This window comes from Actinomadura roseirufa, assembly GCF_900659635.1.
Classification (GTDB): domain Bacteria; phylum Actinomycetota; class Actinomycetes; order Streptosporangiales; family Streptosporangiaceae; genus Spirillospora; species Spirillospora roseirufa.
This window is the reverse complement of the sequence record NZ_CAACVB010000298.1, coordinates 1-8,382: the sequence shown is the minus strand read 5'-3', so window position 1 is coordinate 8,382 and position 8,382 is coordinate 1. Positions and strand designations below refer to the sequence as shown.

Annotated in this window: 11 protein-coding genes; 9 read left to right on the top strand and 2 right to left on the bottom strand. The window is 69.5% G+C overall.

Going from position 1 to position 8,382, the window contains the following annotated elements; all coding sequences use genetic code 11:
• The first annotated feature begins 190 nt into the window (after positions 1-190).
• The 8 genes from E1291_RS35665 to E1291_RS35630 are packed head-to-tail and all read left to right on the top strand — an operon-like array spanning position 191 to position 5,747.
• Positions 191-1,072 (top strand): SAM-dependent methyltransferase, encoded by an 882-nt coding sequence (locus E1291_RS35665; RefSeq protein WP_165495460.1) that lies wholly within the window; start codon positions 191-193, stop codon positions 1,070-1,072.
• The gene (locus tag E1291_RS35660) at positions 1,069-1,743 is read left to right on the top strand and encodes a hypothetical protein (RefSeq protein WP_131742468.1); all 675 of its coding nucleotides are present in this window, start codon (positions 1,069-1,071) and stop codon (positions 1,741-1,743) included. The genes E1291_RS35665 and E1291_RS35660 overlap by 4 nt, the downstream gene beginning before the upstream one ends.
• Positions 1,740-2,615, top strand: coding sequence for an SAM-dependent methyltransferase (locus tag E1291_RS35655; protein ID WP_165495459.1), 876 nt, complete (start codon positions 1,740-1,742; stop codon positions 2,613-2,615). The genes E1291_RS35660 and E1291_RS35655 overlap by 4 nt, the downstream gene beginning before the upstream one ends.
• On the top strand, positions 2,609-3,868 hold the full coding sequence (locus E1291_RS35650) for an endonuclease/exonuclease/phosphatase family protein (protein ID WP_131742466.1): 1,260 nt from the start codon (positions 2,609-2,611) through the stop codon (positions 3,866-3,868). The genes E1291_RS35655 and E1291_RS35650 overlap by 7 nt, the downstream gene beginning before the upstream one ends.
• Positions 3,865-4,392 carry an HAD family hydrolase gene (locus tag E1291_RS35645; RefSeq protein ID WP_131742465.1) on the top strand — a complete coding sequence of 176 codons (528 nt, stop codon included), beginning with the start codon at positions 3,865-3,867 and terminating at the stop codon, positions 4,390-4,392. The genes E1291_RS35650 and E1291_RS35645 overlap by 4 nt, the downstream gene beginning before the upstream one ends.
• Positions 4,389-5,180 carry an endonuclease/exonuclease/phosphatase family protein gene (locus E1291_RS35640; RefSeq protein WP_131742464.1) on the top strand — a complete coding sequence of 264 codons (792 nt, stop codon included), beginning with the start codon at positions 4,389-4,391 and terminating at the stop codon, positions 5,178-5,180. The genes E1291_RS35645 and E1291_RS35640 overlap by 4 nt, the downstream gene beginning before the upstream one ends.
• A gap of 49 nt (positions 5,181-5,229) precedes the next feature.
• The gene (locus E1291_RS35635) at positions 5,230-5,487 is read left to right on the top strand and encodes a hypothetical protein (RefSeq protein ID WP_131742463.1); all 258 of its coding nucleotides are present in this window, start codon (positions 5,230-5,232) and stop codon (positions 5,485-5,487) included.
• The gene (locus E1291_RS35630; RefSeq protein WP_131742462.1) at positions 5,484-5,747 is read left to right on the top strand and encodes a hypothetical protein; all 264 of its coding nucleotides are present in this window, start codon (positions 5,484-5,486) and stop codon (positions 5,745-5,747) included. The genes E1291_RS35635 and E1291_RS35630 overlap by 4 nt, the downstream gene beginning before the upstream one ends.
• 42 nt (positions 5,748-5,789) lie before the next feature.
• On the opposite strand, the gene E1291_RS35625 is transcribed toward E1291_RS35630, so the two are convergent.
• Complete coding sequence (locus E1291_RS35625; protein WP_207401114.1) at positions 5,790-6,860, bottom strand: helix-turn-helix domain-containing protein; 1,071 nt, start codon at positions 6,858-6,860, stop codon at positions 5,790-5,792.
• Positions 6,861-6,979: 119 nt separating this feature from the next.
• On the bottom strand, positions 6,980-7,396 hold the full coding sequence (locus E1291_RS35620; protein WP_131742461.1) for an NUDIX hydrolase: 417 nt from the start codon (positions 7,394-7,396) through the stop codon (positions 6,980-6,982).
• A gap of 210 nt (positions 7,397-7,606) precedes the next feature.
• On the opposite strand from E1291_RS35620, the gene E1291_RS35615 reads away from it, so the two are divergent.
• On the top strand, positions 7,607-8,299 hold the full coding sequence (locus tag E1291_RS35615; RefSeq protein ID WP_131742460.1) for a TauD/TfdA family dioxygenase: 693 nt from the start codon (positions 7,607-7,609) through the stop codon (positions 8,297-8,299).
• Positions 8,300-8,382 lie beyond the last annotated feature (83 nt).

Below are 8,382 nucleotides of genomic sequence, written 5' to 3'. Positions count from 1 at the left end.
CCTTCGTGCTCTTGGTCGACTCGAAGGATCACGAGGTGGCCGTCCTCATGTCACGGTGACACGCCCACACAGGCCAAAACCCGGCAGAAGGTCACACAGACCCCATACACCACTTCCGTGGACGCTAACACGCCCCCGCGGACCTGGTCCAGAAGCTGGAGCTGATCACTGCCCGGGAGAGGACGGCGTTGTGACCGGCCCGCCCGAGAGGCTTCCAGCGTCGGTGGAGATCGACGTCGACCGTCCCAGCGTAGCGAGGGTCTATGACCTCCTACTCGGCGGCAAGGACAACTTCGAGGCCGATAGAGCGTTCGTCCGCGATGAGCTGGCCCCCGCGAACTCGAACCTGGAGCGGCTGGTGCGCGACAATCGTGCGTTCCTGGGACGGGTGGTGCGGTGCCTGGCCGAGGAGGCCGGGATCCGGCAGTTCCTGGACATCGGGACCGGCCTGCCGACCGCCGACAACGTCCACCAGGTGGCTCAGCGCATCGCACCGGATGCGCGGATCGTCTACGTCGACAACGATTCCGCCGTGCTGGCGCACGCACGGGCGTTGCTGACCTCCACGCCCGAGGGATTCACCGGCTACATCGACGCCGACGCCCGCCGCGCCACCACGATCCTGCACGAGGCCACCCGCTTGGGCCTGGACTTCACCCAGCCGGTCGCGGTGCTGTTCGTGGCGATCTTGCACTTCCTACCCGACCCCGCCGCAGCGGACACAGTGGTGGCATTCCAGCAGGCGCTGGCACCGGGAAGCCACGTCGTGATCTCCCACGGCGTGCAGCGTCCCGACTTCGCCGCGGTGGCGGCCGCTTACCAGCGGCACATGAACGTGGGGTTCCTCCGCACGCCCGATCAGATCGCCGGGCTGTTCGGCGACTGGGAAATGGTCACGCCGGGGCTGGCCGATCTGCCGGACTGGCGGCCAGACGAGCCGGCCCCCGACCGGTCGGCGGCGGGCCTGTTCCTGGGCGGCGTGGCCCGCAAGACCTACGGCGCCCGTGCGCCCGCGCCACGCCGGCCCTCTGACCACCTTCACGATTCACACTCCCAGAGGGGACGACCATGACCAGCAGACAGGCCGATCTTCTCCCCGACGACAACGACCACGGGCGTATCCGGAATCTCCTCGCCCGCGCGGCCCGCACCCCGTCGACCATGTGGGCCTACGCAGCAGCCACCCGCACCCCTTGCACCGCTCCGGCGGACGAGATCATGCTTATGGAAGCAGGCCACTGCGCTGTGGTCGCGTTCTGGGTAGGGCACCCCGACTCCTTCACCGGCGGGAACAGGCACCGGATCTGCAGCACCGGGGGCCTCAGCACCGCGATGATCCGCCAATGGTCGACGTGGGTGCTGGAGCTGGCCGACCACGTCGACCGCGCCGGCGGCGACCAGAGCGGCGGCGGTGAGGACGGGGCCGGGTTCGCGTTGCGGTTGCAGGCCGCCCACCTGCGGTGGAGCGCCGCTTACATGTCCGCCGCACATTTCAGTGACCAGGTCTGGGACCTCGTCCACGAGCAGTTCCCCGACGGCCGCATTCCCGCTGAACAGCCGGGTGTCGGGGACCTGACCCGCAACGACCTCCGCCACCTCGCCGCCCTCACCCGGCCCGGGGTCACCCCGCCCGGATGGGACCGCGACGGCTGGGACTACACCCGCCCCACCGCGAAACACGTCCTGAACACCTCTCTCGCCCGGTGCCTCAACACTCACGGGGACCAGGGTGGTGGACGGTGACCGGCTACGACTGGGCCGCCGCCGAGGAGGACAAGGACAGCTGGTGGAACCGCTATCCGAACTGGGCGCGGTTGTGGAACCTGTGGGCGGGCGGCGACGAGCACTCTGAACCCGACCGGTGGCTCGGCCACCTGCTGGCCGACCGGCTGCCGGTGGTGGAGCTCGCCGCGCAGCGGCTGGCGTTCCGGACCCGCGCGACCCGGTTCCTGATCGACCAGTGCGGGATCGACCAGCTCCTGGTCGCCGACGCGGACCTGCCCGTCCCCGCCACCGCCCCCGAGGTCCACGACCTGGCCCACCACCTCAACCCACGAGCCCGCGTCGTGTACGCCGCCAGCGACCGCGTCGTACTCGGACACTGCCAGGCCGCGGCCGAAACCGACGCAGAGCGCGGCGGGCCCCGGTGCGGATACGTCGTGGACGGGGTACAGGCCCCCGACCGCATGTTCTCCAGCGCCGCCGACCAGCTCGACCTGAACCGGCCCGTCGGTGTGCTGATGGTGACCTCCCTGGACCTGCTCAATGACGGCGAGGCCGCCCGCGCGTTGGCCGCCGCCCACGACACCGCCCCCGGCAGCCACCTGGCGATCGCCCACCTGACCGCCGACTCCGACCCGTACGCCAAGGGTGATCTACGCGCCCTGATCGCCGAGTACACCAGCGTCACCCCGACGCTGCGGACCAGGAAAGAGATCGCCGGATTCCTCAGCGGCCTGGACATGGTCGGGCCGGGAATCGTCCCGGCGCCCCTGTGGCGGCCCGAGCCCGAGGCGGCCCCGGCCGGAACGCTGGGCGCCGGCCTGTGGTGCGGGGTCGCCCGCATCACCGACCCTCCACAACGCCGGCACCGGATGGACGGGACTCGATGGTGACCACGAACGGCGCGAACGGCGCTCATGGTGCCGACGGCGCTGACGCAGGCTCCGACGCTCCGCCGCACCGGCTGCGGGTCGACTACATCAACTACGCCCACAGCGGCCGCCTCGGCGCAGGCTACTTCGGCGGGGGCAGCGCACCTGACTTCACCGGCCTGGCCGCGATCATGAAACCGGGACCGTGGCCGGACATCCTGGGCGTCGGCGAGGCCGATCAATGGAACTACGACGGCTGCGCCGCCGGATTCGCCGCGGCCGCGGCGCTGCGCGAGGCCGGAGGGCCGCCCTACATCCCGCTGCCCGGATCCCTGCCGCGAGAAGGCGGCCCGTTCGGACCGGCGCTGCTGGTCGACCCCACTACCGTGCAGATCCAGTTCTGGGGTGGGGAGATGGAACGGCCGGGTTCCTCGGCCCGCACCCGCAACCTGCTGCGCGCCACCCTCCCCGGCCACCCGCAGCCGTTCCACGTGCTGATCGGGCACGGCGACATCCACGACGGCGACGCGCGCCTGGCCGATTTCAAGACCTACGCCCGGCTCGCCGACCCGGCCATCCCGTGCATCTTCATCGGTGACTGCAACTGCACCCCCTCCGGGCCGATGTGGGAGACCGGGGAGTTCAACGACCCCCTTCACCTCCAACGCCCCGAACGGATGCTCCACAAGATCCTCTGGCGGCACGGACCCGCCCAGGAAGGCCCCTACACCGCCGACACCCGGGCGCTGGATGTGCTGTGCGGATGGTGGCGACCGGCCCGCCGCGACTGGCGGCGCGCCTGGCTGCGCACCATCCCCGGCCGCCGCATCGGCGGCGTCGGCTTCTACGACGTCGCCGAGCAGATGGGCGTCGCCACCCCTACCCAGATGCCCATCGCCTCCGGCCGTGCTCCCCGCGCGATCGACCGGGCCCTGGTCAACCGCCCCTGGCTCGAGGCCATCACCGACTTTCGCGTGTACCCGCCCCTACAGCCCGAACACCCGACCGACCATCTGCGCATCAGCGTGGGCCTGGCCTGGTCCCCAAACGCCAGTGCCGAGGCCCGCCAGGCGAGCCCGCCCGTCTCCCGGCGTTGGCTGCCCTTCCGGGGCCGACCACACCACTCCCTCGATCGAGCTCGTCAACCCCCGAAGGAAGGCGGGACGCGACTCATCCGCAACCGGCCCGGCCTGCGTCTCTTCGCCGTCATCGGCAATCCGCTAAGGCACCCGCACCGCGCTCACCACCACAACCGACACGGTGAGGCCCCATGACCGCCCAGCCGCCCTCCCACCCGAACACCCACACCCCCGCCGTTGTGCTGCTGGACTACAGCGGCACCCTCACCGACCCGACCGGCCCCATCGATCCCGAGTTGAGTATGCGGCCGGTCAGCACACCGGCCCGGAAGGCCATCGTCGCGCTCTGCCAGATGAAGGTGACGCTGGCCCTGCTCTCCAACACCCATCACGGGCAGGACCGCCGACGCGCGCTGAGGGCCGCAGGCGTTCACGACGCCTTCGGCGACCGCGTGTTCCTCTCCCACGAAAGCGGCCGAAGAAAACCGGACCGGCGGGCCTTTCAAGCCGTGCTCGACGCACTCGGCGTCACGGCTGAAGACACGCTGATGTGCGGCAACAGCTGGCTGAAGGATGTGGCCCCGGCGCTGAACCTGGGCATGCGCGCCGTCTTGATCGGCGCCCCGCCTCAGCTCCCAGACCCGCTACCTCCCGCCGTGGCCTGCATCGGCGACATCGCCCACCTGCCGCCCCTGCTCCTGACAGGACAACCTTCATGACCTCCTCCCAGCCCCGACCCCAGACTCATCCCGCGAGCGGCCCGCGCCTGCGCATCGGCTATTGGAACCTCCGCGAGGGCGGAGTCGACCACGGCGACGACGGCCGCCTGCGGCGAATGGTTAACCTGCTGGCCGCCGAAAGGCTGGACGTGGCCCTGCTGGGCGAGGCCCGGTGGGCCGATCACGGAGACCGCCGGCTCCATGCGATCGCCCATCAGATGTCGATGACCTTCCGGCGGCGGATCCCCTCCAACTACTACCGATGCGACATGGCGATCCTGATCCGCGAGGACCAACTCCAGGTCGTAGAAGAACGCCACGAAATCGGCCACGTCAAACCCTGGTTCCACGGGCTGGGCCGCGTAGAGACCCACGTGCCGGGCCGCGGGCGACTCGACATCGCCGTCACCCACCTGGCCCCGAGCATGCCCCACACCCGCCTCCAGGAAGCCGAAGCATTCGCGCTGCTGGCCAAGGCCCCGATGATCGTGGCCGGTGACTTCAACGCCGCCGCCGTCAGCGACCCAGCGGACCCCAGCGAGTTCGGCCCCGACAAGGAACACAAGCTCGACGACCGGCCGGCCCGCATCATCGCCGTTGCCGGGTTCACCGATGCCGGCGCCGCAGCCCAGGACCTGACCCTCACCGTCGGCCTCAACGGCCGCAATGGCTACCGATGCGACCGGATCCATCACAACCTGCCCGGCGCCCACATCACCGACCACACCGTGATCACCCGGCCGGACCTGTCCGACCACGCCGCAGTGATCGCCGAGATCACCCTGTGACCCACCCAGCCGAACCCACACCCCACACCCAGACCCCAGGAGTTCTCTGATGGTCCCGACCTCGGACCCCGCCACCCCTGACATCGCCCCCAGCTTTGACCGCGCGGACGCCCTCTACGCCGAGGACGGCAACGGAGTCTGCTTCCTGACCAACACCCAGACCCACGACATCCGCGGCACCCTCCTCGACCAGGGCTACAGCTCGTGGAAGTGCCCGGCGCCCCACAGCGACACCCGCGAGGTGTTCGCCCCGGCCCACGTCGCCGAGCCCTGGCACGACGCGGCCGAATTGGCGGCTACGGCATGAGCGACGCCTACGAACGCCTCGACGAACTGGCCACGCTGCTCACACGGCGCTTCTCCGACATCACCCCGCGCCGCCTCAAGGGAGCGAGGATCCTTTACCTCCTGAGCGCCGGCCAGGGCACCCGGAACGTCATCTGGAACCAAAGCGCGGCCGAATACGCCTGGTACGGCGACCCCGGCCACGGAACCCTCCTCGGCACCACCGCCGAACAGGCGGCCGAGGAGATCGGCCGAACGCTGGGCCTGTCCACCGCCCCTTAGCCGGAGCGGCCTCAGGAACCTTGCGAGCAGCCGGTGCCCCTTTTAGGCTGCCATCTCTTGGCGGAGTTGGCCGAGGGCCAGCGCAGCGTTTGCGTTGATGTCGGGTAGAAGCCTGTTGGTGGCTCGCATGATGCGCTGGAGTTGATGCGGGAGCCGTTGGCTTGCCGCTTCGCGGACGGCGCTGTCCAAGTATTCGTGGGCACCGTTACGGTCGCCTACCCTCAGACGTACACGAGCCACGGTGATCTGCTCGATGACTCGCCATTGTGGTGCGACGGTCGTGGTGGGGGACGGCAGGTTGTCCACCAGACCGGCGGCAGTGTCCGCGCGGCCAGTGGCAATCAGGCCCCGCAGCCGGATTTCGTGCAGGGCGTACGGGTTGAACAGCGAGGTGTGGTCCACCCGGTCCAGCAGCTCGTCGGCCTGCCGCATCACGCTATCGAACAGGTCTGCGTCACCGAGTGCGCCGGCCGCGCGGGCGAGCAGCGGTAGGGCGGCGGCGCGGGCGTCGGAGGTTGGGGCCAGGGTGACGGCGTGCTGGAGGCGATGGACAGCAGCACCGTGGAGTCCGACCTTGCGCAGTTCATTGCCGTGCAGGCGCAGGACTTCGGAGCAGAACCCCGGGTCCCGGAAGTACTGTGCGACGTACAGGCTCTTGGCGGTCCAGTGCGCGGCGGTGCTCAAGCGTTCTTCGGGCAGCACATTGCCGAGTGCGACACCGAGCCCCACACGGGCGCTGGCCAGCAGATGCAGCACCTCCCGCTCGGCGTGCCCGGCCTCCACCCGCGATTCCAGCCGAGCGACCAGCGGCCACAGTTCAGCGACGGCCTCGGATGCGTGGCCGGACTGACGGGCGAGCTCGGCGAGGCGAACAGCAGACTCACCGAATTGGAGCATGGCCCGGTGGTCGGTGTCGGCGGGGTCGGTGATGCCCAGCACGTGGGGTGGCAGACGCAGGAGGTCAGCGATCCGGCGTCGCGAGCCGAGGTCGTCCAGGGTCCGTTTGCCGAGCTCCAGCGCTGACACATACGTCTTGTCGTAGCCGAGTATCTGCCCGAGCGCGGTCTGGTTGAGGCCGTGGACGTCGCGGTGAAAGCGCAGGATCCTCCCCAAATCACCGGTGGCGAGAATAAGTTGAGCCTGCGGGGTGGCCCAGCGCCAGGTGGCGTACCGTGGCGCCGGACCTGGAACCGGCACGGCTCCTGAAGGGGACTGTGCGCGGCCGGCCACCGTCAACTCCGGTCGAACCACGCCGCGATCGACTGCTTGTAGCCCTCCGGCATGCGCAGGCTGTGAACCTCACCGGCGGTGAACAGGTCGAGCTGCTGATGCTCGTGGCTCACCACGGGGTCGGTGTCGGGGGTCAGGACGGTGCAGCCGTAGGTGACGATGAGGACACGCCGCTCCGGCAATGTCTCCGGCAGCGGCTGATAGATCCACACATCCAGGAGCGGACCCGCCTTGACGCTCCAGCCGGTCTCTTCCTCGATCTCTCGTTCCACAGCGGCCTCGGGGCTGGCATCGCCAGACTCCAAACGGCCCCCGGGCAGTTCCCATTCATCGCGTTCGTTCTTCAGCAACGCCACGCGACCGCCGGCGACTGCGACGCCTTTGACGGATACCGGCCAAGCCGGGGGCTTGTTCACCATGGCAGTCCTCACAGTCGGCGACCAGGGCGCGGATGGGCCCGTGCGGCCGGATGTTGCGCGACCGGGGCGGGTGTGACGATGCGGAACCTAGCACGTCCTTCTCGGCACCGAGCGAAGAGCCGGGGATACCCGAGTCGACAATCTGTCGCTTTACCGCCCGCCCGCAACCCGTGAACAGTGAGTTCAGCCATCAACCGAAGGAGCCCGGCGATGCGCCACGCTCACCCTGATGCCGGAGTCTTGCTCACTCCCCATCGCGTCGGCCCGGATACACCGCAGGTCATCGCGCAGCGGCTGCAGCAGACCGGTCTGGTCGTCTTGGACGGGCTGAGCTCCCGCGCCGCTGTCTTGGATCTGGCCTCGCGCATCATGACCGTCACCCCTCACCGTGACAGCGACACCGATGGCCTGACCACGCTCCGCAATACCGGGCAGCACGCTCAACGCCCAGGCTTTGCCGGGTTCACCGGCGCCGAGCTGGCTCCGCACACCGAGCGTGCCGGGACACCGGCACCGCCGCGGTTGATGCTGCTGGTCTGCGGCCGCCCCGCCGAGTCGGGCGGCGAATGCCTGCTCACCGATGGTCGGTCGGTTCACACCGACTTGTTCACCGGCCACCCGAAAGCCGCACACGCGCTGTCGCAACCACGTACTGCGTTCTTCGGCGCGGGCGACGGCGCCGGCCACCCCACCCAGGTCTTCACCGCCTGCCCGGGTGGGCGCTTGGCGATGCGGTTGCGGCTGGACGGACTGGCGCGCTGGAGCCCCCTGACCCAGCCGTATCTGCCCGAGTTGCAGGCCGCGGCGACTGCACACCAACTTCGCCTCCGGCTCACTGCCGGCCAGGGCTATCTGCTGGACAACACGCGCTGGCTCCACGCCCGCGCTGTCAACGGCGGCTGAATTCTGACCCCCTGGGGACGTGTGAAAGTTGACCCCTTGATGTTGTTGGTCGTTGCTGTCTGTTACTGGTCGTTGTTGTGGTT

Excerpts from the sequence above, each read along its gene's own strand:
- E1291_RS35630 (WP_131742462.1), top strand. The coding sequence starts at position 5,484 with ATGAGCGACGCCTACGAACGCCTCGACGAACTGGCCACGCTGCTCACA.
- E1291_RS35660 (WP_131742468.1), top strand. The coding sequence starts at position 1,069 with ATGACCAGCAGACAGGCCGATCTTCTCCCCGACGACAACGACCACGGG.
- E1291_RS35650 (WP_131742466.1), top strand. The coding sequence starts at position 2,609 with ATGGTGACCACGAACGGCGCGAACGGCGCTCATGGTGCCGACGGCGCT.
- E1291_RS35615 (WP_131742460.1), top strand. The coding sequence starts at position 7,607 with ATGCGCCACGCTCACCCTGATGCCGGAGTCTTGCTCACTCCCCATCGC.
- E1291_RS35620 (WP_131742461.1), bottom strand. The coding sequence starts at position 7,396 with ATGGTGAACAAGCCCCCGGCTTGGCCGGTATCCGTCAAAGGCGTCGCA.
- E1291_RS35640 (WP_131742464.1), top strand. The coding sequence starts at position 4,389 with ATGACCTCCTCCCAGCCCCGACCCCAGACTCATCCCGCGAGCGGCCCG.
- E1291_RS35645 (WP_131742465.1), top strand. The coding sequence starts at position 3,865 with ATGACCGCCCAGCCGCCCTCCCACCCGAACACCCACACCCCCGCCGTT.
- E1291_RS35635 (WP_131742463.1), top strand. The coding sequence starts at position 5,230 with ATGGTCCCGACCTCGGACCCCGCCACCCCTGACATCGCCCCCAGCTTT.